The sequence below is a fragment of the Thalassobacillus devorans genome, assembly GCF_011761345.1.
GTDB classification, from domain to species: domain Bacteria; phylum Bacillota; class Bacilli; order Bacillales; family Halobacillaceae; genus Thalassobacillus; species Thalassobacillus devorans.
In genome coordinates this window covers 251,560-276,589 of the sequence record NZ_JAASRY010000002.1, presented here as the reverse complement: position 1 = coordinate 276,589, position 25,030 = coordinate 251,560, and the positions used below count along the sequence as shown (strand labels likewise).

Sequence of the window (25,030 nt, the reverse complement as noted above, 5' to 3'; positions counted from 1 at the left end):
GAAAAGTATCCTCCCATATTTTAATAGATTAATATAAAGCAGAGGTTTTCCCTCTTAACTTAAGTGTTCAAATAGTTGTAAATACTTTCGGGGACCGGTATTCCTTCCTCTTTTCTTACTTCTTCTTTCATCTGTTCCGGCTCACCAGGAACCAGCACTGAATCAAAACCTTTTGCTGGTTGGACGTCATGTAACTCATCGATCATCTGGTCCATGTTTTGCATGAATTCTTTTTTATCTATGAACAATCCTGGATCGATGGTTATGATGGTGTGACTTAATCGGCGATAGTTTTTATAGTCCCCATACATCGTGGAAATGCCTGGTCCAAAGGCAGACCCAGTCAGCACGCCTGTTAACACATCGACAACAAGGGCTAACCCATAACCTTTAGGCCCACTAATCGGCAGTAAATGTTTCACCAAATCAGGGTCGGTAACTGGCGTACCATTTTCATCTACGCCCCAGTTATTCGGAATCTCTTTGCCGGTTTCTCTGGCATGCAATACCTTCCCTAAAGCAACATTACTTGTTGCCATATCTAAGATAATCGGGCGGTGTTTACTTGCTGGAAACCCGTAAGCAATTGGGTTTGTCCCAAAATAAGAGTCAGCTCCCCCAAAAGGTACGACGGCACTATCGGTATGCGTCACGATCATACTGATGGTATCCTGCTCTGCTGCTTGTTGTGCAAAATAGGACAATGCTCCACAGTGACTGCTGTTAACGACACCGACGATTCCAATGCCGTTATCTTTTGATAGCTGGATGGCATGATCCATCGCTTCTCTGGTAATCACATGCCCCATCCCGTTATCGCCATCAAATAAGATAGCGGAAGAACCTTTTTGCTCTGTATGGAATTCCGGGTTTGGGTTCATGCCCCCTTCTCCTAGTCTTTTCACATAATGTTCTGTACGCAATACCCCGTGTGAACTTACCCCACGAAGGTCGGCGTGAACTAATACCTCAGCAACAACCTTAGCGTGTTCTTCATTTACCTTTGCTTCCTTTAATTTTTTGATAACCAAAGACTTTAATTTATCTTTTTTTACAATGATATCTGGCATGTTCAATCCCTCTCATTACAAATTAGCATGATTCCTCTTCACCAAGTGCTGAGCGGGTTTCATGCTTCCCCGCATCCCGGTTCCCAAATCGATAAAACCGGCACATTCATACGTCTGCTCAGTAATAGTAATACACTCGTATTTAGTCAAATGATCGAGGGCCCCTTGAAGCTTCTTTGTCACCTACCTTACAACAGAATCTTTTTCCCCAAGCCTCTCCAAAACCTCTTCCAAATACGGCAGTCCTTCATTATCTCCATATACTCCCACGACCATGGCTCCAATCGTATTGGCAAATTCCAGGATTCGTTTTGGCTCCCAGCCTTTTAATAATCCACAAATCACACCAGCATCAAAACCGTCTCCTGCACCGACGGTATCAGCTACTTTGTCTACTTTGGTCGCTGGGGCTTCGATAATTTCATCTTCCGTCCAGTGCAGAGACCCATCTTCTCCAAGCTTGACGAACATATGCGTAATATTATATTGCTTCGCTTTTTCAATAAGTTCCGATACATCACTTGTACCGAATAGTAACTCAGCTTCGTCAAGGCCAGTTAGTAAGTAATCAACATAAGGCATCCATTTCAGCAGCGTCTCACGGGCCTCTTCCTTACTCCACAGCTTCAATCTAATATTCGGATCCATGGAAATTTTCACACCATGTTTATGAGCTAAGGTAACAGCCTGATCGATCACTCGAATATTCTGCTTACTTATTGCTGGAAATACCCCTGTAATATGAAGCAGTTTCGCATATTGAAAGTAAGCTTCATTCAAGGTCTCAGGTAATAATGTCTCCGTCGGTGATTTATGTCGATAGTAAAAAGTTTTCCCCGACCCGTCTGCCTGAATTTCTTTAAAGTTCAAGGATGTTGGGTAACCTTCTTCCAGCTTGACCTCAGATACATCAATGCCTTCCCCTCTGGCAAAGTTATATATGTATCGTCCAAACTCATCTTTCCCCAGGCGGCCAATCCATCCGGATTTAAGGCCCAGTCGGGAACATCCAACTGCCACATTGAATTCAGCTCCTCCTGCCTTCCTCTTAAAACAATCAGAAAACCGCAGGGGACCAGTAGAACTTGGGTCAAATGTAATCATGGCATCCCCGATGGTAATGATATCGTTCATAATTTTGCACCTGCTTTCTCTGATGACTTTCTAACAATTATTGAAGGATCAAAGCGATATATCTTAGGCTGATTGTGTTTATTGGAATCGAACTTATGAAGCAGTAATTCTACCGCTTTTTCCCCTATTTCAAAGGCTGGCTGCGCAATCGTCGTGAGGGGTGGGTTATGAATGCCCGCGTATGGGATTTCATCAATGGTGACTAAACCGACGTCCGCACCGATTTTCACATTATGTTCGGACACATATTTCAAGAATTCCATTAAGGATAAGTCATTACCTGAAACAATCGCCTGTGGCGGCTTTTCTAACTGAAATAGTTTGGAAATCCCGTTTTTCATAACCGAAAGATCCAAGGATTTGATGTAGTCTTCACGTAAAGGGAGCTCAAACCTTTCCATCGCACTCCGATAGCCTTGAATACGTTCTAACCGGGGTACAACCGCATTTTCCAGTGAGGTCGTTAATATAGCTATGTCTTTATAACCATTGTTTAATAGATGTTCCACCGCCAGATGAATGGCTTTTTCATTATCCAGCAAGACAGTATCAACATTTAAATCGCTTACATAACGGTCGACGAATACGATAGGAAAATTGGAGTCTTCCAGGCTTTTATAGAGCCCCTGGTTTCCACTGGTAGGAAAAACAATCAATCCATCCACCTGTCTCCCTAACAATGTTTCAATATATTTCTTCTCTTTTGCCGGTTCATCATCGGCATTACAAATAATAGTTGAAAAATCATTTTCATTTAACTTATCTTCAATGGCACGTATCACTTGGGTAGAAAAGGAATGAAGAATATTCGCCACAACCACTCCAATCGTAGCCGTGCTTTTAAGTTTTAAGCTTCGTGCCACATTGTTAGGTTGATAGTTTAGTTCTTTAATAGCTTTTTCAATTCTTTCCCGTGTTTCTTCTCTCATGTAATCAAATCGCTCATTTATAAATTGGGATACCGTACTCTTCGATACTCGAGCGTGTTTTGCTACATCGCTGATCGTCGTTTTGTTGATAGGCATTTTAGTCATCCTTTTGCAAAACCGTTTTACTAAATCGGTTTACTAAACCGGTTTAATGGAACTATAACATAATGAAAACGCTTTTAAAATAGAAAATTGAAAAATTTGTGTTATTTAATGGCTATATATATGTAAAAAGGTACCAAGATAACAAATAAAAAAGCACCTAACCATTTGGAAAGGTGCAATCTAATTACCATTCTGCTATCGTTCCATCTTTATGTCGCCAGACAGGGTTTCTCCAGCGGTGCCCCTCTTCTGCCTTCTGCTTCACAAATTCCTCATTGATCGAAACACCAAGACCTGGGTTTTTCAAATTTTCAACATACCCCTCTTTATAATCAAAAACAGATTTATCAGTTAGATAGTCAAGCAAATCGCTGCCCTTATTGTAATGAATTCCAAGGCTCTGCTCCTGGATAAAGACATTGTGGCTTGTTGCATCAACTTGAAGGCATGAGGCAAGTGCGATCGGTCCAAGCGGACAATGGGGAGCAACTGCGACATCATACGCCTCCGCCATGGAAAAGATTTTCTTACATTCAGTGATGCCGCCGGCATGAGAAAGATCGGGCTGAATGATGTCTACATATCCATCCTGAAGCAGCTTCTTAAAGTCCCATCTCGAATACATTCTCTCTCCCGTTGCGATCGGGATATTCGTTACACGGGCTATATCCCTAAGTGCTTCATTATTTTCAGGAAGTACCGGCTCTTCAATAAACATCGGGCGGAAAGGCTCCAATTCTTTTGCCAGTATTTTTGCCATCGGTTTATGGACCCTTCCGTGAAAATCAATGCCGATGCCGAAGTCATCCCCCACAGCTTCTCTTACCGCAGCAGTTCTTTCCAATACTTCGTCGATCTTTTTATAAGAATCGATGTATTGCATTTCTTCTGTCCCATTCATTTTAATAGCGGTAAAACCAGCGTCCTTCGCTTCCCTGGCGGCAGTCCCGACATCCGCTGGCCGGTCTCCCCCGATCCAGGAATATACCCTGACCGAATCACGGCATGCACCACCCATTAATTCGTGGACTGGCGCCTGATAGTACTTCCCTTTAATGTCCCATAACGCTTGATCGATCCCGGCGACGGCACTCATATGGATGGGACCGCCGCGATAGAATCCTGAACGGTACATAACTTGCCAGTGGTCTTCGATCCGAAGCGGATTTTTACCGATTAGATAATCGCTTAGTTCTTCTACTGCCGCCTTTACAGTATCTGCTCTTCCTTCAATTACCGGTTCTCCCCATCCTTCAATCCCTTCATCGGTTTCAATTTTCAGAAAGAGCCATCTTGGTGGCACCGGATACAACTTTAGTGATGTGATTTTCATTTTTATTCTCCTTTCCTGTCTACTATTGCCATGAACGCTTTCGCTTTATTTGTCAATTCTATGTAATTGTTTTGATCGTTAATCGAATTGGCATTTACTAGTGAGCTGCCCAGCCCAATCGCTATCACATTTTTTTGAAAATAGGATGGCATGTTCTCCTGGTTAATCCCTCCTGTTGGTACAAGAGGAATGTGAGAAAGCGGTCCATAGATTGATTTTAAATAATTGGGTCCCAGAGCATTCGCCGGGAATACTTTTACAGCATCTGCACCGCCCTGATAAGCTTCAACAATTTCTGTAGGGGTTAAGGCTCCCGGGATACTGATAACGCCTTTTTCTTTCGTCACACGGATGGTTTCGGTACAAACATTTGGTGAAAATATAAATTTTGCTCCTGCATGGATGAGGTTTTCTGCTGATTGAGCATCCAGAACAGTACCAGCACCGATAATGACGTCATCATCAAATCTAGTATTCAACTTGGCAATTAACTCCTCTATCCTCGGAGTATCAGCAGTGATTTCAAGTGTTTTAACCCCGCCATTGACCAGAGCTTCAGCAGCGGGTAATGCTTTCTCTGGCTCTATTCCTCTCAAGACAGCAATCACTTTATTCTGTTCGATCTTTTTAAATACATTATTCATTTCCTCATACCTCCTAACGACTGACATCCTCTTGTTTATTAAAATAGGAATCTAATAAATTTCTATCAGGAAGCCCTTCTACATCTCCTGGCACAAGGGTCACCATTGCTCCAATAGCGTTTCCCCTCTCAACAGAATCTTTAGGACTAAGTCCATCTAACAAACCGGAAAGGACTCCCGCTGCAAAGCCATCACCGGCGCCAACCGGGTCAACGACCTGTTGGACCGGAGACCCCTTTACTAATCCTTTATCTTCTTTTGTGAAATAATAGGCTCCTTCAGCTCCAATCTTAATGATGGATAGACCTACGCCTAATTGAAAGGCCTTTTCTCCGATCAACTTGGGGTCAGATACGCCAAACATAAACTCAGCTTCATCAATACCTGGTAAAAATATATCGGACAGTCCGGCAATTTCGAGCAAGACTTGTCTCGCTCTCTCCTCATTCCAAAGGTTTTTTCTTAAATTAGGGTCAAAACAAACCTTCACTTTATGTTTCTTAGCAATAGAAATCGCATGGCGTACCGCTTTATAGCAATTATCACTCAGCGCCGGTGTAATACCTGTAATATGCAGGTATTTGGCATTGGCAATATAGTCTTCTGCTATATCTTCTTCTGTCATATTACTGGCGGCCGAATGGGAGCGATAATAATAAACCCGGCTGCGCTCACTGCTAAGGGCCTCTTTCAAAAAAATCCCCGTCGGGAACGTTTCATCAATTTTCACCTGACTTATATCGACTCCCTCTCCCTGTATAAAGGAGCGCACCTTTTGTCCTAATTCATCATTACCAATTCTACTAATCCAGCCGGCTTTGTGACCTAGCCTGGAGAGCCCGATCATAACATTGGATTCTGCCCCTGCAACTCTTGCGGAAAAATCATTGGCATATCTAAGCAGCCCCTGGGACTTGGAGGCAAACAGTACCATAGATTCTCCCATTGTAACCACATCCATCTAATCACCTCATCTCACTAACTACCATGGCTTATCGCCAAATCCTTATGGCGAAAGCTTAAGTTTTTTCTTATACTTTAATCCTTTAACAAAGTTAAACTTTCTTTAAAAGTCATTCTCTTTCATTTATTTCGACTTTAAATGTTTTCAGGCAGGTATACCACCTATCGTTCCTTATTAAGGAACGATGTTCCATAATATGAATATAAAATTTACTGGGCAGAACCCAGTAAACTTGATATTTCTTTTGCAGATTCTTTTAATAGTGGCAGGTATTCCTGGATGCGTTGGTCCGTCATTTGCACGGAAGTTCCTGTAATACTAACGGAATAGTTTACTCTATTTAAATGATCGAATATGGGAACAGCAACACACCGGATACCCTCTTCGTGCTCTTCATTATCAACGGAATATCCATTACTTCTAATTCGCTCGAGCTCCTGTTTGAATTCCTTTTCTTCTGTATAAGTGTTTTTGGTGAATTTATGAAAAGAGTTTTCAGACAGGTAACGCTTTAATTGTGCTTCATCAAAGTAAGCAGCTATGGCTTTTCCTACCCCGGTACAATAAATCGGGGCCCGCCTACCTAATTGGGAATAGATACGAACGGCAGATGGAGTCTCCACTTTATCAATGTAGATGACTTGAAAATCATCAAGCATAACCAAGTGGGATATTTTGTCGGTCTGTTTAGAGATTTTCTCCATGATGGGATGAGCAAGCTCAACTACATTCAGTTGATCGACGACAATATTACTCATCTCCAAAAATTTTAGTCCAAGACGGTAAACACTTGTTTCCTCCATTTGCTTAACATAGCCATGCTCTTCTAATGTCATGATCAAACGATGAGCAGTACTTTTAGCCACCCCTAGAAGATTTGCTATCTCTGTAACTCCCAGACCTTTTGGGTGTTGTTTAAGATATTCTAAAATTATTAAAGATCGATCAACGGATTGAATCATTAATATTCACCTTTTTTAAAAGCAGTTGTTCCTTATTACGCAACCGCTTTCCTCATTGTGGTTACCATATTACATAACGTTCATAAAGCTGTCAACTTTATAATAAACCAAATTTCCAAATTAAGCTTTACAAGATTATGGAGTAACCTCACATGTTAAAAAAGGAAAGACTTAGGCAGCCTTTCCTTTTTATGGCACAATATTTGATTAAATGCCTCTTTCCCTTCCTTATCTCGATTAAATACGCCGGCGTGCTTCAGCATAGTTGAAATGTTTTCCCTATTTTTTCTTAAAGAACCTGCTTCGCATTACTGTAAAAGAGATTCAACGTTTTTATAAAGATTTGGATAGAGAGTCAAGCCCATTTCACCTGTTTACTTTATTCCAACCGAGAGAGTCTATAAACCCCACCCCGGAGCCCTCCAAATATTGGCGGGCTCCGGGGTGGGGTTAGGGCTTGATATTACTTAAACCGATGCGTTTATTAATAAGTTTGTCAGTACATCTTTCTGAGGGGAATCAGAAGCTTCTATCTCTCTACTACTATCTCGTTTTATTTAAACCCATACATTTTCTCTTCCGCTTGATTCCAGTAAACAACCCTTTCAGCATTAGTAATGGTGCATTTTATTTAAAGCACATGGGTTAAAAAACAATGTATTTATAAACACTTTTTAAAAAAATCATACACCCTTACCTTATATCTCAAAAAGAAATAATATAAAATCATGCATCTTAACGATTGGCACGATACTTGCAAACTATAATAGCATAATAGATTTTCCATAACTGATTTCATGAAAAGGTAGAAATAAAAGAAAAAATCCCATAGAAGGAAATTGTAAGCGCAAGTCACAGAGAGTGAAAAACATTCTCTTTAAGCAAGCGAATATGTAAAATTCAAGCAATCTTTAAAATCATCTAAAAGGTGGGGATCCATAATGGATAACAATAATGAACTTAAGGATGAATCGGTGGAGCCGTTGAATCAGTCAAAACATATAACAGGAAACGTTATCGTCGCAGGAAAAGGAGAAGGAGAGGTTATTGCAACGGATGTCCCCTTAAGTTTTTGGGGAGGGTACAATTCTGAAACGGGTGATATTATTGATCACCATCACCCACTTTACGGTGAGAATCTGACTGGAAAGGTTTTTGTCTTGCCTGGCGGACGAGGTTCTTGTACTGGGAGTATGGTTCTACTTCAGGCCATCTATTCGAACAATTCACCAGGTGCTATTATTTTAAAACAAATAGATGAAATAATCTCATTAGGCGCCATTGTGGCAGATGAAATATTTAAAATGAAGCTTCCGATCATTGCACTTAACGAACCCGATTTTGCTTTGGCTCAAAAAGCAAGCTATATAAAAGTCAATGAATATGGAAAAGTATTCATCAATCATTAATAATTAATCCAAAACATGGGTGGTGCTAGATGTGTCGAACATTAAATTATCAGAGTGGGATAAACGTCTTTTAGAAGGAAAAGAAGGTAAGGCCAAACAAATCGCTATGCAAATTATTGTAAGAATGGCTGAAGTACAAAAAGCAAAACAGCTAATTGATATTTCTCAGGCCCATATTGACGGTTGTATTTATACAGGTGAGGCCAGTCTTAAATTCGCAGAAACATTAGCTAATTTAAAAGGGGAAGTTTCTGTTCCAACAACGCTGAACTCCATCTCCGTTGACCAGCAAAGGTGGGAAAAACAGGGTGTCGATCCAACTTTTGCAGAGTTAGCTAATCAGTTAGCCCAAGCATACGTTGAAATGGGGGCAAAACCATCTTTCACTTGTTCCCCTTATCAGTTGCCTGACAAGCCAAAGTTCGGAGAACATATTGCTTGGGCAGAGTCCAATGCAGTAGTTTTTGCCAATAGTGTGATTGGAGCAAGAACTAACCGCTATCCTGATTTTATGGATATATGTGCTGCACTAACAGGGAGAGCCCCGTTATCGGGGTATCACTTAGATGAAGAGCGTTTAGGAGATGTGTTAGTTGATTTGCCAAAACTCGACCATGTAGATGATTCTTTTTTTCCAGTGTTAGGGTACTTAGTGGGCGGGAAAGTAGAGTCTCAAGTTCCAGTGGTTCATGGGCTCAACTACAAACCTACTCACGATGACTTAAAGGCATTCGGTGCAGCTGGTGCTACATCAGGAGCTGTAGGAATGTTTCATATAGTAGAAGTTACACCAGAAGCACCAACCGTGGAGGAGGCACTGGGTCATAAACCTCCTAAGGAACACTGGAAAGTAACCATGGAAGAATTGCAAAATACCTGGAGAGAGCTGAATACAGCAAACGATCAGAAAATTGACCTTATAGCCTTTGGTAATCCGCACTTTTCCATTTCGGAATGTTGGAAACTCGCTGATATTTGCCGTGGTAAACGTAAGCATCCAGATGTTAACGTATTGATTACAACAAGCAGATATGTCTATGAGGAAGCTAGAAAGCAAGGGTTAACAGATGAAGTGGAAAGGTTTGGAGCGACATTCATTACAGATACTTGTTGGTGTATGATTGAAAGACCAGTTATTCCTGAACATACACAAACCATCATGACAAATTCAGCAAAATATGCCCACTACGCTCCAGGACTAGTAGATTGTAACGTTTATTTTGGAAGCATAGAGGATTGCGTTCGTACTGCAATCTCCGGAAAACCTCAAGTTTCTGAACCAAAATGGTTACAAAGAAACAATGATACATGAAATATAAATAGGCACCTTCTCGATGGAGAAGGTGCCTATTTTATTATTCCCTTAGCTTTATTTCAAATTTACCCAAACACTTTTGACTTCGGTATAATTATCTAACGCATAAGTGCCCATTTCACGACCTATACCTGATTGCTTATAGCCGCCAAATGCAGCTGCAGGGTTTTCCTGGTTTGTGTCATTAATCCATACTGTTCCTGCCTTCAACCGACGAGCAACTTGGTGTCCGGTTCGGATATTTTCTGTCCAGACAGCTGCAGCCAGTCCATACTCGCTATCATTGGCACGGCGAACTGCTTCCTCAGTCGTATCAAACGGCAGCACCACGACGACAGGTCCGAAGATTTCCTCCCTTGCGATTCGCATATCGTCTTCTACATCAGCAAAAACGGTCGGCTGTACAAAATATCCTTTATCATACGCTCTTTCTCCGCCAGCTACAAGTCGGGCTCCTTCTTCTTTTCCAATGCGTATATAGTCAAGTACACGATCCCGTTGTTCTTCAGAAACAAGTGGGCCCATTTCCGTGCTTTCATCCATACCTGGCCCAAGCTTAGTAGCCTTGGCTCGTTCGGCAAGCGCCTCTACCACATGCTCGTAATGCTTGCGATGGACATAGACACGTGAAGCAGCACTGCAATTCTGTCCGTGGTTATACATAATGCCATCGAAAGCACCGTCTATAGCCTTTTCGATATCAGCATCCTCCAAAATCAAATTCGGTGATTTTCCTCCTAATTCAAGCGTTACATGTCGGAGGTGATCGGCTGATTTTCTCATAATGGACTTTCCGACTGTAGTGGAACCGGTAAACGCAATCTTATCGATTTGGTTATGATTGACAATCGCCTCTCCAGCGACTTCACCAAATCCAGGCACAATATTGACAACTCCATCAGGGAATCCAGCCTCTTTGAACAAACGCGCTGCATAAAGAAGAGAAAGTGGAGTCTGTTCTGCCGGTTTCAATACAGATGTACACCCAGTAGCCAGTGCTGCACCGAGCTTCCATGACGCCATCGACAATGGAAAGTTCCAAGGAATGATCTGGCCGACCACTCCTACAGGTTCATGCTCGGTGTAATTCAAATAATCCGGTGACAACGGTGTTGTCTGACCAAGCACTTTGGTTGCCCATCCGGCATAATAGCGGAAATGTTCAATGGTGCCGTCAATATCATCTTCCAGTGCAACAGCATATGGTTTTCCGTTATCCAAGGACTCAAGCTGGGCCAGCTCTTCTCTGTTTTGTTCCAATAAATCAGCGAACTTGTAGATAAGATGGGCACGGTCAGCAGTAGCCATCGCAGACCATTCTCCATGTTCAAAAGCTTGTCTTGCCGCCTGGACAGCCAGGTCGATATCTTCACTTTCAGCTTCGCTCACTTCTGCAAGTACCTCTTCTGTCGCCGGATTATAGACGTTAAATGTTTTCCCGCTTTTGGAAGGAGTATATTCTCCATTAATATACAGTTCGATGTTCTCTTCCAAAAAAGCTTTCACCTTAGGTTTTAATTCGATATTAGATGTAATCATTTAATCCCCTCCTGGTTAGCATTTGCTGTAAGCTGATTAAGAATATCCTGTAAAGTCGCATCTTCTTCTTCCGTCAGCGGCAAGCGCGGCCTTCTCGATGGACCACCTGCCAGTCCTTGAAGGTCCATTGCTCGTTTGACGATTTGAACATACTTACCGGAACCCTCGATGAAATTACATAGAGGTAGAATCTGATCATACAACTCCCAAGCGCGATCGAGATTGTTCTCTTGCACGGCGTTATATAATTCGGTGACAAGCCTTGGAGCGATATTTCCAGCTACAGAGATCCAACCGGAAGCCCCCACCAAAAAGGATTCCAGTGCCAAGTCATCCGACCCACAAAACGTGTGGATATATCCTTTTCCTTTTCTGGCAATATCCCGAGCTTTACGAATGTCCCCGCTCGACTCCTTAACATGGGTAATGTTCTCCACATCTCTGGCTATGTTTAATATCGTTTCTGTTCCAATATCGACCCCTGAGGTGAACGGGTTATTATAGATCATGATCGGGAATCGAACAGATTCCGCTACCGCTTTAAAATGTTCATAAACCTCTTCATCTTTTGGATGAGCATAATAGGAATTGATCAGTAAAGCTGCATCTGCCCCGGCAGCTTCCGCCTGTTGCGTGAACATAATGGCATCCTTCGTTGTTTCGGCAGCCGTACCGAATACCAAAGGAATACGACCATTCACTTGTTCTACAGCTATTTCTGCTATGTTAAACTTTTCTTCTTTTGTTAAACTGACAAACTCCCCCGTACTGCCATTGACGACAATACCCGCAACACCTTGACGGATAAAATAATCAATATTTTCTCTTAGGCCTTGTTCATTTACTTCTCCGTCTGCATACATCGGTGTGATTAATACTGGAAACGCACCTTCTAAGTTTTTCATTGTTAAACTCCTCCTCTATCCTTAAGAATTAATAGCTTTTTGTTCTTGCTTCGTATGGTCGATTTCTTTGGTATACCAGATGAATTTATTGGTAAAGCCATAAACAAGTGAAATGATGACTACTAAAAAGTTGAACCATAAGAATGGAAGATACGTAAGCGTAGAAACGCCCAGCGTAGCTGCCATGAATACACCACCATCAGACCAGGGAACCATAGGTGTGGTCACTGTTCCTCCTGCTTCTGTATTTCTCGATAATACCCGCCTGTCGATATGGAGCCGTTCATAGTTTTCCTCTGTGATTTTACTGGCCGTTATAATCGATACATAAGCAGCTCCGCCAAAGAAGTTACCGAAAAATCCCGATAGCATTGTGGTCAACGTTGTTTTCCCTGCATTGTTTGCCCAGGAAAGCATCGTCACACAAATCATTTTGAGAATCCCAATTTTTTCCATTAATCCACCTACCCCAAGGGCAAAAATAATGAGCACGATGACCCCAAGCATGAACTCAATACCGCCTCGGTTCAGGAGGTTATCGATGAAGGCTACACCGGATTCGATATTGTTACCGGAATACAAGCTGTTAACGGCGTCCAGAAGAGGCATGTTTTGAAATAGGAAAGCCCAAATGGAGCCGAGCAGCGCACCGAACAGAATGACTGGTATCGATGGTTTTTTCAGTGCCAATAGTGTAATGACAAGAACGGCGGGTATGATCATATACCAGGAAATGTTGAAGTACTCATTCAGCGAGACCATCGTCTGTTCTGCCTGACTCAAATCGCCGCTTTGGTCATGAGAGATAAACCCTGCGCTTAAGAAGAGCACACCGGCAACCACAAACGCTGGAGCACTGACATAAAGCATGGACTTTATATGCTCGATCAGGTTCACTTTGGAAAGTGAAGCAGTCATGACGGTCGTATCGGACAATGGTGACAACTTGTCCCCGACATAACAGCCCGATATGACAGCTCCTGCAACTAAGGCAAGAGGGAAGCCAAAGCTTTCGCCGATCCCCATCATGGCAATTCCAGCTGTCCCTGCCGAGCCGAACGATGTTCCCGTGGCTAAGGAAGTGATGGCACAAATGATGAAAGCCGCCATCAGGAAAATAGTAGGGTCAATGATCGATAATCCATAATAGATGATGCTCGGAACAACCCCGCCGGCAATCCACGTACCAATCAAGGCCCCGACGGAAATCAGGATAAGTACAGCTTCTAGCCCGTCATAGATGCCTTTCATTATCCCCTGCTGCATCTCCGCATAGTTGTATCCGATCTTGAGGCCAACCGCCATAATGACAAACCATGTAGTCAATAAGGCTAATTGAATAGGGATGCCAAACTGTACCACGAACAAAAACATGATCACGATGAAAGAAACTAATACGAAGACGACCTCCGACAATTTGGGTAATCTTTTTTCGGTCTCCATGTGTCACTCTCCCTTTTTAAAAATTAATTGGCAAGCGCTTTCACAAACCGGTAAAGAAAACAATTACTTTAATAAGAAACCTTTTTCTAAAGGATCAGCATTATTATAAATAAATTGGTGCTCCCCCGTTACGAATGCCTGTGTCTCGATGGAAAAACGCACCGAAGAATCAGGCAGGCGACTTGCCTTCAGAAAACTTCCAAAGATACTGTGATTGACTAACTGCGGCAAGCTATCATCTTCTTGAAGCAAAACAGTATAAATAGCAAATGTCGTATCGATGCCAGGTGACCGGACAATTGCACCTTCCAGGTCAAACGTTACCGAACGGACTTCCCCGTCCGAGCCCCTTTCAAGTAAAACAATTCCTTGGACAGTTGAATCCTCTGGTAAACTTCCTGCTGTACGGCTCCCCCACTCAAGTATCGAATAATAATAGTCCATGGTAATAGAAGGAATCGATTCAGGCAGCGGGCAGACCAGGTAATGTCTCGACTCTTCAACAGCTACCGTATGATAATCCGGTTGTGATTCGACCAGCTGACACGGCCCACTCTCCACCGTCACCTGTTCCACTACATCTCCCTCACATTCCGCCTGCACATCATAAACGCCATTACTGGTTTCCACTTGATATATGCCATCTTTTTTTATGTCCAAATTCCCCATTTCCAGTAAAGCGGTTAAAGTGGCCACTACTCCGCTGTAATTGAAATGGCTCTGATTCTCATGATTAACAAACAGCAATCCATAGTCCGCTGTCGCAGATGGAGTGACAATACAACCATTGATGGCACGATGTCCTCTCGGTTCATTCAATAACAGCGATCGCTCCTGTTCGTACTTCTGCAGCAGTTTTTCCTTGCCGGCTTGAAGATCTTGCGCATTAAGCTGCAGAGCGGAATGGACTACCATCCGGAATGTTTCCCCTGCCACATGGGTGTCAATGGCGGCGAACATTTTTTCTACATTCATACATTTCCTCCTTTCTAATGACCTTCCATCGGCGGGATCATTAAATATCCTTCTTTCAGTGGATCATTTTCCTGATAAAAAAACCGGTGCATCCCCATCACCCAGGCAGAACCTGTCACCTCTGGCAGGACGGCAGGGTATTCTTTGATGGCTGTGGTTTCAAGAATTTGAGCTCGGAACAATGTCCCTACGATACTTTCATAAACAAATGGCTCCCTTACCCCGATTTCGGAACGAGCGAATAGGGTTGCAAGCTTAGCAGAAGTCCCTGTCCCGCATGGAGAACGATCGATTCCACCAGGCGGTACCACAACGGTATTCTTCAGATCGGCCTCCGGGTGAACAGGGTCCGTGTAAAATTCAATATGGGTCAATCCGTTAATAAAAGGAAATTCCGGATGGACCACTTCTTCTGTTTCATTGATGGCGTTCCTAATTGCTATCCCTTTATTGACTATCTCTGATGCACGATTTGTTGTTAATTCTAACCCTAATTTTCGGGCATCAATGATGCCATAAAAATTGCCGCCATAAGCAATATCACATTCCACATGCCCGACTCCTTCCACATCAATCGCAATCGATTTCAGTAAAAAGGACGACACATTATTGAAAGTGACCTCGATTGCTTTTCGGTCTTTTACTTTAATTTTTGTTTTCACAAGACCAGCCGGAGTGTCCAAGGAAATGTACGTATAAGGCTCCTTGACTTCCACCATCCCTGCTTCAATTAGAGCTGTGCAAAAGCCGATCGTATCATGGCCGCACATCGGTAAATAACCGCCCGTCTCGATGTAAATCACACCAAAATCTGCATCGGGATGACAGGCAGGCACCATCACCGCCCCGGACATGACATCGTGCCCCCGCGGCTCATTCATTAGAAACTTCCGTACCCAGTCTTCATGCTCTTTCATATACAGCATTTTTTCCGACATCGTTTCTCCCTTCAAATCAGGCACACCGCTTAATACGGTTCTCGTCGGATTGCCGCCTGTATGGGTATCAATAGTAGTAAACAACCGCTGGAAATTCATTAGTTTGTCACCCTTTCTTTGAAACGGTCGTGGCGCAATGGTTCCATCGGGATGGACGTTTCTTTTCCTGCAATCATTTCCTCCATTACTTTTCCAGTGATGGCAGCCAGGCTGATACCGTCTCCTTCATGTCCAGCCGCTACATAAAACCCTGGTACTTCGTCTACATGGGAGATAATCGGCAAATGATCTTCTGTCCACGGCCTGAGCCCGGCGTATGTACGAATAACTGCCATATCGGCCATTCCAGGATAAAAGCGCATCGCTCTTTTCGCTATACACCGAGTCACTTCCTGATTCACCTTGAGATCAAAGCCGTTAAACTCCCGGCTGCTGCCGATCAAAAAATTCTGGCTTTCCGTCGGTTCAAATACTAGGGCTACGCCATATTGGTCCGTTACTGGATCAACGATCCGTTCCCCGCCAAACTTAGAAATCAGATAGCCAAACTCCATCACTTTTCTAAGACCAACCGGCTGTTCCCGCGAAGCGACGATCAATTGCCCTTTTCTTGGTTCAATCGGTATAGAAACCCCGAGCATCTCGCCAATTCTTGGCGCCCATACGCCTGCAGCATTGACCACTTGGTTGGCGGTCAAGGTTCCCTGATTGGTTTCAATAACGAAGCTGCCCGTTGCATCTTTAGAAACATTTTTCACTTCTGTTTTGGTGTAGATGTCTGCGCCTTGCCTGACTGCACCATCAAACATGGAATAGGTCAGCATATAGGGGTTTACAGTAGAATCTGTCTTGCACTCCAGTCCGCCATAGAGATCATCCGCAAAATACTTGGACTCATTCCGCAAATCTTCCCGGTCCAGCATACAAAAATCAAGCCCGGCAGCCTGCTGCTGATCCACCCATTGTTGAGCTGCCTCCATTTCCTGCTCGTTTTCACAAACAAGAATACTTCCAGGATTACGATATTCAAAGGAAATATCCAATTCCTCGTTCAATGCATGAACGAGCTCCTGGCTTTTTAATGACATCTGACTATCAAAACCAGGGTCTTTGTCGATCGCAAGGATATTCCCATCACAACGGGAGGAGGTGCCGCTTGCCAGTTCATTTTTTTCAAGGACCGTGACATTAATCCCTGATTTCGAACAGTAATAAGCAACCGCTGCCCCGATGATCCCTCCGCCAATAACGACCACATCATGATGACGTTTCATAAAATTCCCCCCTTCTACAAACGTTTCAATAATAACTAATGCAAAACGCGTGCCAACTTTAATCTTCGATATTTTCCGAATTTTCATTGAACATTACAAAGAAATGTGTAAAAATATTTTAAAAGTGTCAAAAGTATTAAACACATTAGGAGGGAGATTGAGTGATTGCTGATGAGATTTCGATACAACCCATCATAAAAAAATCATTTCTTTTGATAGAGGAAGAAAAAAGTGACGAAGAACTGAAACAACTTATTATGTCCTCTTCTGCAGCCAAAACCTTTATACGAAAAAATGAAAGCGTTTACGAAGTCAGTCTGACAGGTGTCGAAAAAACACTGCACTATCAGCACTGCACCCCTATCCATGGGGAGGAATCATTCGAGGATATCATGACCCTTGTTTCTGATAATCACTGTCTGGTCATGATGGATGCAGACCATAAGGTGACCGGATTTGTGGAGCCATCAGATGTCTGCCATCATTTGTTTAGGAAATATCAGCATTTACATGCCTATATCGACACCATCCTTCATACAACCGAAGAGTCCTGTACGGTAATTGACAAGAACCAGCATGTCATCGGTTGGACTAAAGGAGCAGAGAAGCTCTTCTCCATGAAGCGAGAGCAAGTAATCCAAAAACCGATAACAGAACTTTTCAGTCCGGAACACCTGGAGATCCTTAATACATTAGAAAAAGGGACATCCGTTTACCATAGACAGCACATAGCCCGAGAAAACCAAGTTGTTTTAATTAACTCGAATCCTGTCTATTTCCAGGATGAAATCATTGGAGCAGTCGTTTCGGAAACAGATATCACCAGTCAAATAAAGTTGAATAATGAGCTATATAACGCCAGAGAGAAGTTGTTTCATCTAGAAAAAGAAGTGACAAAATTGACAGCATCATCCGATCCTTTTCAACGTATCCGGGGGAGAAGCCCTGCCATGAAAAAGACGATCAATAAAATCAAAAAAGCTTCTTCCACGCAAACAGGGCTGTTGATCCAAGGGGAAAGCGGGGTCGGGAAAGAGTTATTTGCGAAGGCCGCCCACCATCTGCGCGAGGATAAAGACGCTCCATTCGTAGCTATTAATTGCGGTGCTATCCCCCATTCCTTATTTGAAAGTGAAATCTTCGGTTATGAAAGAGGAGCTTTTTCCGGTGCGGATTCTAAAGGGAAGAAAGGGAAAGCTGCACTCGCAAAAGGAGGTACACTTTTCCTTGATGAAATCGGTGAAATGCCGTTAGACATGCAGGTGAAAATTCTGCGGCTGCTACAGGAGAAGAAATTCTATCCTGTCGGAGGAACAAAGGAATTAGAAGTAGATTTTCGTGTGATCGCGGCTACCAACCGTGATTTGAAAAAGATGGTCGCTGAGAACACGTTCCGTGATGACCTTTATTACCGGTTGAATGTCGTCAGTATCGATATCCCCCCGCTAAGGGAACGGCCCGAAGATATCATTGAATTAACCCATTATTTCTTACATGAACTCTCCATTACATACAACAGACCTATTCATGGTATATCACAAAATGTCATGCAGTGCCTGCTGCGCCATGACTGGCCTGGAAATATTAGAGAACTGAAAAATGTAGTGGAAAGACTCGTCGTTTTTTCAGAAAACGGAGAAATAAAAAAAGAGGACCTCCCTTTTGATTATGAAACACCTGTCATCCCTACGTCTGAGCTTTCCACTTATAAAGGAACGGAGAGCCGTTCCCTGACGGAGCGAATGAACGAAGTAGAAAAGAAAATGATCATCAATGAATTAGAAAAAGTGGATGGCAATAAGTTAGCATGTGCGAAAAACCTGCACATAACAAGAGCGACACTTTATAACCGCCTTAAAAAACTCGGGATTACTAATTAGTGGCACAAATCTTGCATTCTTTTTCAGGTACAGACTACTTGAAGAGGTGATAAGAATGAAACAGCAAGATTTCTTAGTTTGCCGCTGTGAAGAAGTAACCTATAACGAATTAATGGAAACCGCAAGCCGAACTGGCTGTACGGCAAGGGAATTGAAACTCCGTACACGTGCAGGAATGGGGTATTGCGGTGGCAGAACCTGTCGCCCGCTTGTCCAGCAAATTACCCAAAAGCTCGAAAAAGCTCCTCATACCCGAGTCACCTTAAAATATCAGCCGCCTGTTCGCCCAATCAGCTTCGGCGATCTAGGAGGTGGAGAAGAATGAGTGAACGTATTACCGATCATCCCGTCCTCGACCCTATTGAAAGGAAAAAAGAAGTCTCCTTTTTATTCAATGGCAAAAGCTATAAAGGATATGAAGGAGAACCGATTGCAGCTGCTTTATTGGCCAATAACATTCGCACCCTGCGTTATCACGAAGAAAGCGGATCTCCAAGAGGCATTTACTGTAATATTGGTCACTGTTTTGAATGCAGGGTAACGGTCAACGAAAAACAAGGACTACGTGCCTGTCTCACCCCTTTAAAAGAAGGAATGGAGATACAAAGCAGTGGGATGCTTCCAACACCGGTAAAGGAATGGAGGGAGACCCATGTATGATGTGATCATTATTGGCGCAGGTCCAGCAGGCCTTTCTGCTGCAGCAACGACCGCTAATCAAGGATTAGAGGTGTTGGTTGTCGATGAATATATGAAAGCAGGAGGACGTCTCCTTGGTCAACTCTATGAAGAACCAGACGGTACGTATTGGAACGGTATCAAAGAATCCAATCACTTATACGAACGAGCCAACCAATCTGGCGCCGAAATAAAACTCGGGACCTCTATCCTTAACATTGAAAAATCCGGAGATGTCTGGTTGGTATATACAGAAAAAGACACCTATGAAACCAGCCATCTGCTATTAGCCACAGGAGCAGCCGAATCTCCCTCCCCCGTTCCCGGCTGGACGCTTCCTGGTGTCATGTCCGTAGGAGCAGCACAAGTAATGACGAATGTCCACAGGGTCAAACCTGGAAAAAGAGGGGTCATCATCGGGGTCAATCCTCTTGCAGCCGTTATTGCTTCTGAGTTGCAAATGGCGGGTGTAGAGGTAACCGCCCTTACCTTACCGCAAATGAACGGATTAAATGAAGAAGCCGCTCACCCAAAACAAGTGATGAACCAATTGCTGCATGTTGCACACATGGCTCCATCTGCACTGATCAGACAAGGGAGCAAATGGATGAAGCCTTCCATCATGCAGGATTTGGGGATTACGTTTTACCCAAAGAGCGGGTTTAAGATGTGGGGCATTCCTGTTCATCTTCGGAAGGCAGTGACAGAGATACTAGGAGATGAAAAAGTCGCAGCTGTCAAACTGGCGACCGTCAAACCAAATGGAGATGTCATCGAAGGCACCGAAGAAATCATTACCTGTGACTTTGTTTGTATTGCAGGCGGCTTATATCCATTAACAGAACTGGCCGCGGTTGCCGGTTGTCCTTTTTATTTGGTAGATGAACTTGGCGGTTATGTGCCGCTTCATAATGAGCGGATGGAAACCGCATTGGACGGGCTATACGTCGCAGGCAACATTACGGGAATAGAAGGAGCGAAAGTTGCGATTGCCCAGGGAGTGACAGCTGGCCTGACCATGGCTTCTAACCATGGAGTTCAAGGGCTTAAGGACAGAATCGAACAGTCTATCGAGGAGATTGAACAGACAAGAGACAACGCACCCTTTCATTTTCATCCTGACGTGAAAAAGGGAAAACAGATCGTTCAGGAAAAGTGGGAGGAAATGATGGCGGCAGAACAACCGCTTTAAAAATCAGATGAGGCACCAAATTAATATCTTTTAAGGCTTGTCCCCATCATGGGAACAAGCCTTAAACAGATGCGTTTATTAATAAGTTCGTCAGTACATTCTTTTGAGGGTAATCAGAAACTTCTATATCTTCCACTAATCCAGCTAATTCATAATTCGTCCTTACAATGGAGGATTGAACTCCATTCTCTCCGATATCGATCAACACGTAAGATGGCTGGGCTAACCCATCGAAAGGAAGACCAACGCTTCCTGTATTAACCACCATTTTTCCATTGATATAGCGGATATACGGCTTATGAATATGCCCGTAAATATAAACATCAGCCAGTTGATTTACCATCAAACGATCTTTCATTTCATCCTCTGTGGCATCCGGTAAAACCACTTCAAACAGGTCAGCAGGTGTTGCGTGGAATCCGTGGATGTTTATGCCTTTGTATTCTTCCGTTATCTCTCTTGGCAGCTCGTTCAGATAGTTTACCGACTCGCTCGTCATATTGGCATGTGCCCAGGCTCTTTCCTGATTCATACCTTCGATCACTTTATCAGGAACTTCACCATCCTGGACTCCTCTGACAATCCATTCATCTGCGTTTCCTTTGATAACTTGTGAATCAAGACCCCGTACTAATTCAACCGAACGCTCTGGCTCAAGTCCTCGATAAGCGATATCACCAAGAACAAATAATTGGTCGACATTTCTTTTTTCGATATCTTCCAACACTGCTTCCAGGGCACGTGCGTTTCCATGAATATCGGATAAGAATGCTAATCTCATAACTTTCTCCTTTCTCTCAAAAACTTCTTATATTAATAGCTTATCAAGAATACCAAAAGGATGTCAGGCTATTTGTTATGAGAAATCACTTTTCAACAATCACCTCATCGATTTGTTCTCCTAAGTGACGGCCTGGCTTATCTTTCAAACCAAGGATGCGATCGCCAATTTCTAAATCTTCGATAGCTACTTCACCATTGTTTTCTTCTAACACATAAACACTCGTAGATTTTTGTAAGGTAGCAGAAACGATATCATTCTCACTTTGACATTCCACTCTGACAAATGGACGCTTTTCAATTTTCACACGGCCAAGTGGCAGTTCTCTTTCTTCCTGTTCTCCTTCCACAATGACTTTCTCTCCAGGATTCAATTCATGTAAGTAACGGGTTTTATTTTCCTGATGTAAATATTGATGAAACGCGCCACAGTTAACACGAAACGGTCTGGGTGGGTAATTTTCTGACTCCCGATTTTCGGATAGCACTTTTAAATAGCCATGACCTGTATTGCCGACATACACGCCATCGTGTGGTTGTAATATATCGATAAAATCAAGGCATACCCTCATCCCTTCGCCAACTTCCTCAATTTGCATAACTTCCAAAAACTCTTTTTCTATCCTAGCTTCATGTACCATATGATCGGCTCCCATCAAGGTTCTTTATTCTTCTTACTTGATTATAGGAGTTTTGCAACTGTTTTCTCAAGATGCGAAAAATTAACTGAGGAACAGCCTAATGTTCCAAAGAAAAAACTTCTATAAAACACCAGAAGTAAACTATTCAGCATACCCCGCAAATAGGTGCTTTCCAATTTTCAGTTTAGGAGAAGTATTATTAAAGATCCACTGAGACGTAGCTGTTTCAGGATTATAAAAATAAGTAGAACCACTGCTGGGGTCCCATCCTTTCCATGCATCCTTAACAGCATGGTACGCAATAAAATCAGGGGTTAAATTGAATTGTCCATTTTCTACAGGAGTAAAAGCGTTGTCTTGGTAGATTATTCCCTCTATGGATGAAGGAAATTCCAAAGAGTGAATTCGATTTTTTATTACAGCAGCCACGGCTACTTTTCCTGTATAAGGTTCTCCTCGGGCCTCTCCATGTACAACTCTTGCCATCTTCTCAATTTCCATAAGCTGGTAGGATGTTCTAGATCCAACAACTCCATCAACTGGTAAGTTAAAATCCTGTTGAAGTTTCCTGACCCCTTGTTCGGTCAAATTTCCATAGTACCCTGTAGGCTCCGTTTCAAGGTAACCTAAAAGGACTAATTTTTCTTGCAATAAAGTGACGGAACGGCCCTGGTCTCCAGGCTGTAACATATCTTTATTGGCATATAATTCTTTAGGCATAATTAATATCATGACAGTAACTAAACACAGAATACCTATCTTTTTTTGCATGGTCCGCCTCCTTTTTCAAATCAAATATCCATGCATTTCTACCGGCAAACTTAAATAGGAAAGAAACACGGATAAAGCACTACATATTTCAGCCAAAAAGTCCTCCTTTTACTCAAGGAGTTTTCTTAGGATATCTACCACATAGAGCTGAAAATTTTATTAAATTCAAAAGGGCCGATCTCTTAAGTCTGTAATAGACTTATAGAGTAGCCCCTTTTATACTTACATTAATTTTTTAATAGTATGAATAACTCTATTTTGCTGCTCTTCTGTCATATTCGACCCCGATGGAAGGCATAATCCATATTTAAACAATTCATCAGAATAGCTATAACCTTCTTCGTGCGAATAGTATTTAGCATCCTCGAATAATGGCTGTAAATGTAATGGCTTCCATACCGGACGAGCCTCAATATTTTCATTTCCTAAGGAATGGATAATGTCCATATTCGTTATCCCGGCTGCCTCTGGGTTGATTGTCAAAGCAGTCAACCAGCGGTTCGACTTCGTTTCTTCTAGCTCTGGCATAAAATCAAAACCTGGTTGATCTTTAAATGCCTCAACATAATTATCGAAAATTGCACGGCGCTTAGCTACACGATCATCCAATACTTTTAATTGAGCCCGTCCAATCCCGGCAACAATATTGCTCATGCGGTAATTGTACCCCAGCTCACTATGTTGATAGTGTATCGCTTGATCTCTTGCCTGGGTCGCCAAAAATCTTGATTTGTTGAGGGCCTCTATATCGTTTGAAACTAAAGCACCGCCACCAGAAGTGGTAATAATTTTGTTTCCATTAAAAGAGTAGATACCGAACTTGCCAAAAGTTCCGCTCTTTTTACCTTTGTATTCACTACCCAGTGATTCGGCCGCATCTTCAATAATAGCAACTTCATAACGGTCACAAATTTCTTTTAATTCCTCAATTTTTGCACTCTGTCCATACAGATTTACAATAATCACCGCTTTTGGCAGCTGACCTTCACTCTCAGCATCTTGAAAAGCTCTTTCTAAAGCCTGGGGCGACATGTTCCATGTGTCAGGTTCAGAATCTATGAATACCGGATCTGCTCCTTGATACAAAATTGGATTAGCGCTAGCAATGAAAGTTAGGGAGGAACAAAATACTTTATCCCCTTCCGCTACTTCTAACAACCTTAGTGCAATATGGATTGCAGCGGTTCCTGAGGTTAAAACAGAGGCACCTTCCATATGGTTATAGGTTGCTAAATCTTTTTCAAACTGGTCAACATTATTTCCTAATGGAGCTACCCAGTTCAAATCAAATGCCTCTTGTATGTATTTTTGTTCATTCCCGCTCATATGAGGGGAAGATAGGAAAATACGTTTCAAGTTTAATCAGCCCTCCTTGCTAAAAACCATGGATTTTTTAAGACCTCTTTGTTGTAAACAAGTGGCTTTTGTTCTTCTGCAATGTTCACTGTACCGCCTGAAAGTTCTACAATCGCCTGTCCAGCACCAGTATCCCATTCCATTGTCGGAGCGTAACGTGGGTAGTAATCCGCTTTCCCTTCTGCAATCAGGCATAGCTTTAGGGAGCTTCCGGCTGAAATTGTTTCAACTTTACCATATTCTTTTTTTAGTTCATTAATATATGCTTTCGTTTCCTCGGACATATGAGAACGACTGGCAACTACCTTAGCCAGATTAGCTTCTGATTCTTGCAATGGCAGCTTAATTGCTTTTTTAGCTTCAGCATTCCATGCATTTGTTATTTTAAATGCCCCTTTACCTTCCTGTGCTGCGTAAAGTGTATCAAGCGCAGGGGCATATACTACTCCCATGACAGGCTTTCCATTTCGAATTAGGGCGATATTTACTGTGAATTCCCCATTCTTCTTAATAAACTCCTTCGTCCCGTCAATTGGGTCGACTAACCAGAACTCATTCCACCTTTTCCGCTCATTATAAGGAAGGTGTTTTCCTTCCTCACTAAGGATGGGAATGTCGGGGTAATTCTTTTGAAGAGCTTCTTTAATAATTTCGTGTGAACGTTGATCAGCCATGGTTAAGGGTGACTCATCTTCTTTAAATTCGATTTCGAAATCGGTTTTGTAAATCTTCATAATCTCTTTACCTGCTTCAAATGCTGCCTGAATTATCTTTTGCATAGTATTCCTCCTAA

At 42.6% G+C, this 25,030-nt stretch carries 25 protein-coding genes; 6 read left to right on the top strand and 19 right to left on the bottom strand.

Annotated features, from left to right (window positions below; genetic code table 11):
- Window positions 1-59 precede the first annotated feature (59 nt).
- The 8 genes from allD to FHS45_RS08575 form a co-directional block, all read right to left on the bottom strand.
- Window positions 60-1,070: an ureidoglycolate dehydrogenase gene (gene allD, locus FHS45_RS08610; RefSeq protein ID WP_062441997.1), complete on the bottom strand. Its 1,011-nt coding sequence runs from the start codon at window positions 1,068-1,070 to the stop codon at window positions 60-62.
- A 15-nt stretch (window positions 1,071-1,085) separates the two neighbouring features.
- Window positions 1,086-1,253: a hypothetical protein gene (locus FHS45_RS08605; RefSeq protein ID WP_166761392.1), complete on the bottom strand. Its 168-nt coding sequence runs from the start codon at window positions 1,251-1,253 to the stop codon at window positions 1,086-1,088.
- The gene (locus tag FHS45_RS08600; RefSeq protein WP_062441999.1) at window positions 1,254-2,204 is read right to left on the bottom strand and encodes a sugar kinase; all 951 of its coding nucleotides are present in this window, start codon (window positions 2,202-2,204) and stop codon (window positions 1,254-1,256) included. It abuts the gene before it with no gap.
- Complete coding sequence (locus tag FHS45_RS08595; protein WP_148350184.1) at window positions 2,201-3,223, bottom strand: LacI family DNA-binding transcriptional regulator; 1,023 nt, start codon at window positions 3,221-3,223, stop codon at window positions 2,201-2,203. The genes FHS45_RS08600 and FHS45_RS08595 overlap by 4 nt, the downstream gene beginning before the upstream one ends.
- A 199-nt stretch (window positions 3,224-3,422) precedes the next feature.
- Window positions 3,423-4,571 carry a galactonate dehydratase gene (dgoD, locus tag FHS45_RS08590; protein WP_062442004.1) on the bottom strand — a complete coding sequence of 383 codons (1,149 nt, stop codon included), beginning with the start codon at window positions 4,569-4,571 and terminating at the stop codon, window positions 3,423-3,425.
- Between the two features lie 2 nt (window positions 4,572-4,573).
- On the bottom strand, window positions 4,574-5,215 hold the full coding sequence (locus FHS45_RS08585) for a bifunctional 4-hydroxy-2-oxoglutarate aldolase/2-dehydro-3-deoxy-phosphogluconate aldolase (RefSeq protein ID WP_062442007.1): 642 nt from the start codon (window positions 5,213-5,215) through the stop codon (window positions 4,574-4,576).
- Between the two features lie 13 nt (window positions 5,216-5,228).
- Window positions 5,229-6,176 carry a sugar kinase gene (locus tag FHS45_RS08580; RefSeq protein WP_062442009.1) on the bottom strand — a complete coding sequence of 316 codons (948 nt, stop codon included), beginning with the start codon at window positions 6,174-6,176 and terminating at the stop codon, window positions 5,229-5,231.
- Between the two features lie 212 nt (window positions 6,177-6,388).
- Window positions 6,389-7,141 carry an IclR family transcriptional regulator gene (locus tag FHS45_RS08575; RefSeq protein WP_062442011.1) on the bottom strand — a complete coding sequence of 251 codons (753 nt, stop codon included), beginning with the start codon at window positions 7,139-7,141 and terminating at the stop codon, window positions 6,389-6,391.
- 941 nt (window positions 7,142-8,082) lie between these two features.
- On the opposite strand from FHS45_RS08575, the gene FHS45_RS20095 reads away from it, so the two are divergent.
- Both FHS45_RS20095 and FHS45_RS08570 read left to right on the top strand, forming a co-directional pair.
- Complete coding sequence (locus FHS45_RS20095; RefSeq protein WP_062442014.1) at window positions 8,083-8,550, top strand: aconitase X swivel domain-containing protein; 468 nt, start codon at window positions 8,083-8,085, stop codon at window positions 8,548-8,550.
- Between the two features lie 31 nt (window positions 8,551-8,581).
- The gene (locus FHS45_RS08570) at window positions 8,582-9,862 is read left to right on the top strand and encodes an aconitase X (RefSeq protein ID WP_062442017.1); all 1,281 of its coding nucleotides are present in this window, start codon (window positions 8,582-8,584) and stop codon (window positions 9,860-9,862) included.
- Window positions 9,863-9,919: 57 nt separating this feature from the next.
- On the opposite strand, the gene FHS45_RS08565 is transcribed toward FHS45_RS08570, so the two are convergent.
- The 6 genes from FHS45_RS08565 to FHS45_RS08540 form a co-directional block, all read right to left on the bottom strand.
- Window positions 9,920-11,404 (bottom strand): aldehyde dehydrogenase family protein, encoded by a 1,485-nt coding sequence (locus tag FHS45_RS08565; protein ID WP_062442019.1) that lies wholly within the window; start codon window positions 11,402-11,404, stop codon window positions 9,920-9,922.
- On the bottom strand, window positions 11,401-12,309 hold the full coding sequence (dapA, locus tag FHS45_RS08560) for a 4-hydroxy-tetrahydrodipicolinate synthase (RefSeq protein ID WP_062442022.1): 909 nt from the start codon (window positions 12,307-12,309) through the stop codon (window positions 11,401-11,403). The genes FHS45_RS08565 and dapA overlap by 4 nt, the downstream gene beginning before the upstream one ends.
- A 21-nt stretch (window positions 12,310-12,330) precedes the next feature.
- A complete protein-coding gene (gene nhaC, locus FHS45_RS08555) occupies window positions 12,331-13,752 on the bottom strand; it encodes a Na+/H+ antiporter NhaC (protein WP_062442025.1) in 1,422 nt (473 codons plus the stop codon).
- Window positions 13,753-13,815: 63 nt separating this feature from the next.
- The gene (locus FHS45_RS08550; RefSeq protein WP_062442029.1) at window positions 13,816-14,727 is read right to left on the bottom strand and encodes a proline racemase family protein; all 912 of its coding nucleotides are present in this window, start codon (window positions 14,725-14,727) and stop codon (window positions 13,816-13,818) included.
- Between the two features lie 14 nt (window positions 14,728-14,741).
- Window positions 14,742-15,764: a proline racemase family protein gene (locus FHS45_RS08545; RefSeq protein WP_062442032.1), complete on the bottom strand. Its 1,023-nt coding sequence runs from the start codon at window positions 15,762-15,764 to the stop codon at window positions 14,742-14,744.
- On the bottom strand, window positions 15,764-16,939 hold the full coding sequence (locus tag FHS45_RS08540) for an NAD(P)/FAD-dependent oxidoreductase (protein ID WP_062442034.1): 1,176 nt from the start codon (window positions 16,937-16,939) through the stop codon (window positions 15,764-15,766). The genes FHS45_RS08545 and FHS45_RS08540 overlap by 1 nt, the downstream gene beginning before the upstream one ends.
- 161 nt (window positions 16,940-17,100) lie before the next feature.
- Between FHS45_RS08540 and FHS45_RS08535 the strand changes: the two genes are divergently transcribed.
- Genes FHS45_RS08535 through FHS45_RS08520 form a run of 4 tightly spaced genes read left to right on the top strand, consistent with a single transcriptional unit; the run spans window position 17,101 to window position 20,689 of the window.
- Window positions 17,101-18,819, top strand: a complete 1,719-nt coding sequence (locus FHS45_RS08535; protein WP_062442037.1) for a sigma-54 interaction domain-containing protein — start codon at window positions 17,101-17,103, stop codon at window positions 18,817-18,819.
- Window positions 18,820-18,874: 55 nt separating this feature from the next.
- Complete coding sequence (locus FHS45_RS08530; RefSeq protein WP_062442040.1) at window positions 18,875-19,144, top strand: (2Fe-2S)-binding protein; 270 nt, start codon at window positions 18,875-18,877, stop codon at window positions 19,142-19,144.
- On the top strand, window positions 19,141-19,479 hold the full coding sequence (locus tag FHS45_RS08525) for a (2Fe-2S)-binding protein (RefSeq protein ID WP_062442042.1): 339 nt from the start codon (window positions 19,141-19,143) through the stop codon (window positions 19,477-19,479). Before FHS45_RS08530 ends, FHS45_RS08525 begins: the two co-directional genes overlap by 4 nt.
- Window positions 19,472-20,689, top strand: a complete 1,218-nt coding sequence (locus FHS45_RS08520) for an NAD(P)/FAD-dependent oxidoreductase (protein WP_062442046.1) — start codon at window positions 19,472-19,474, stop codon at window positions 20,687-20,689. The genes FHS45_RS08525 and FHS45_RS08520 overlap by 8 nt, the downstream gene beginning before the upstream one ends.
- A gap of 61 nt (window positions 20,690-20,750) precedes the next feature.
- On the opposite strand, the gene FHS45_RS08515 is transcribed toward FHS45_RS08520, so the two are convergent.
- The 5 genes from FHS45_RS08515 to cysQ all read right to left on the bottom strand — a co-directional run bounded on the left by FHS45_RS08515 (window position 20,751) and on the right by cysQ (window position 25,016).
- Window positions 20,751-21,470: a metallophosphoesterase family protein gene (locus FHS45_RS08515; protein WP_062442049.1), complete on the bottom strand. Its 720-nt coding sequence runs from the start codon at window positions 21,468-21,470 to the stop codon at window positions 20,751-20,753.
- Window positions 21,471-21,555: 85 nt separating this feature from the next.
- Window positions 21,556-22,110, bottom strand: a complete 555-nt coding sequence (locus FHS45_RS08510) for a 3-dehydroquinate synthase II domain-containing protein (protein ID WP_062442052.1) — start codon at window positions 22,108-22,110, stop codon at window positions 21,556-21,558.
- A 141-nt stretch (window positions 22,111-22,251) separates the two neighbouring features.
- Window positions 22,252-22,881, bottom strand: coding sequence for a cell wall hydrolase (locus FHS45_RS08505; RefSeq protein ID WP_062442056.1), 630 nt, complete (start codon window positions 22,879-22,881; stop codon window positions 22,252-22,254).
- Window positions 22,882-23,103: 222 nt separating this feature from the next.
- On the bottom strand, window positions 23,104-24,207 hold the full coding sequence (locus FHS45_RS08500; RefSeq protein ID WP_062447535.1) for a DegT/DnrJ/EryC1/StrS family aminotransferase: 1,104 nt from the start codon (window positions 24,205-24,207) through the stop codon (window positions 23,104-23,106).
- A gap of 32 nt (window positions 24,208-24,239) precedes the next feature.
- Window positions 24,240-25,016: a 3'(2'),5'-bisphosphate nucleotidase CysQ gene (cysQ, locus tag FHS45_RS08495; protein ID WP_062442059.1), complete on the bottom strand. Its 777-nt coding sequence runs from the start codon at window positions 25,014-25,016 to the stop codon at window positions 24,240-24,242.
- Window positions 25,017-25,030 lie beyond the last annotated feature (14 nt).

Coding starts and splice junctions, on each gene's coding strand:
- FHS45_RS08515 (WP_062442049.1), bottom strand. CDS start 21,470: ATGAGATTAGCATTCTTATCCGATATTCATGGAAACGCACGTGCCCTG.
- FHS45_RS08525 (WP_062442042.1), top strand. CDS start 19,141: ATGAGTGAACGTATTACCGATCATCCCGTCCTCGACCCTATTGAAAGG.
- FHS45_RS08500 (WP_062447535.1), bottom strand. CDS start 24,207: ATGAGCGGGAATGAACAAAAATACATACAAGAGGCATTTGATTTGAAC.
- FHS45_RS08545 (WP_062442032.1), bottom strand. CDS start 15,764: ATGAATTTCCAGCGGTTGTTTACTACTATTGATACCCATACAGGCGGC.
- FHS45_RS08585 (WP_062442007.1), bottom strand. CDS start 5,215: ATGAATAATGTATTTAAAAAGATCGAACAGAATAAAGTGATTGCTGTC.
- cysQ (WP_062442059.1), bottom strand. CDS start 25,016: ATGCAAAAGATAATTCAGGCAGCATTTGAAGCAGGTAAAGAGATTATG.
- FHS45_RS08565 (WP_062442019.1), bottom strand. CDS start 11,404: ATGATTACATCTAATATCGAATTAAAACCTAAGGTGAAAGCTTTTTTG.
- FHS45_RS08510 (WP_062442052.1), bottom strand. CDS start 22,110: ATGGTACATGAAGCTAGGATAGAAAAAGAGTTTTTGGAAGTTATGCAA.
- allD (WP_062441997.1), bottom strand. CDS start 1,070: ATGCCAGATATCATTGTAAAAAAAGATAAATTAAAGTCTTTGGTTATC.
- FHS45_RS08540 (WP_062442034.1), bottom strand. CDS start 16,939: ATGAAACGTCATCATGATGTGGTCGTTATTGGCGGAGGGATCATCGGG.
- dgoD (WP_062442004.1), bottom strand. CDS start 4,571: ATGAAAATCACATCACTAAAGTTGTATCCGGTGCCACCAAGATGGCTC.
- FHS45_RS08505 (WP_062442056.1), bottom strand. CDS start 22,881: ATGCAAAAAAAGATAGGTATTCTGTGTTTAGTTACTGTCATGATATTA.
- FHS45_RS08550 (WP_062442029.1), bottom strand. CDS start 14,727: ATGAATGTAGAAAAAATGTTCGCCGCCATTGACACCCATGTGGCAGGG.
- FHS45_RS08520 (WP_062442046.1), top strand. CDS start 19,472: ATGTATGATGTGATCATTATTGGCGCAGGTCCAGCAGGCCTTTCTGCT.
- FHS45_RS08600 (WP_062441999.1), bottom strand. CDS start 2,204: ATGAACGATATCATTACCATCGGGGATGCCATGATTACATTTGACCCA.
- FHS45_RS08530 (WP_062442040.1), top strand. CDS start 18,875: ATGAAACAGCAAGATTTCTTAGTTTGCCGCTGTGAAGAAGTAACCTAT.
- nhaC (WP_062442025.1), bottom strand. CDS start 13,752: ATGGAGACCGAAAAAAGATTACCCAAATTGTCGGAGGTCGTCTTCGTA.
- FHS45_RS08580 (WP_062442009.1), bottom strand. CDS start 6,176: ATGGATGTGGTTACAATGGGAGAATCTATGGTACTGTTTGCCTCCAAG.
- FHS45_RS08575 (WP_062442011.1), bottom strand. CDS start 7,141: ATGATTCAATCCGTTGATCGATCTTTAATAATTTTAGAATATCTTAAA.
- FHS45_RS20095 (WP_062442014.1), top strand. CDS start 8,083: ATGGATAACAATAATGAACTTAAGGATGAATCGGTGGAGCCGTTGAAT.
- dapA (WP_062442022.1), bottom strand. CDS start 12,309: ATGAAAAACTTAGAAGGTGCGTTTCCAGTATTAATCACACCGATGTAT.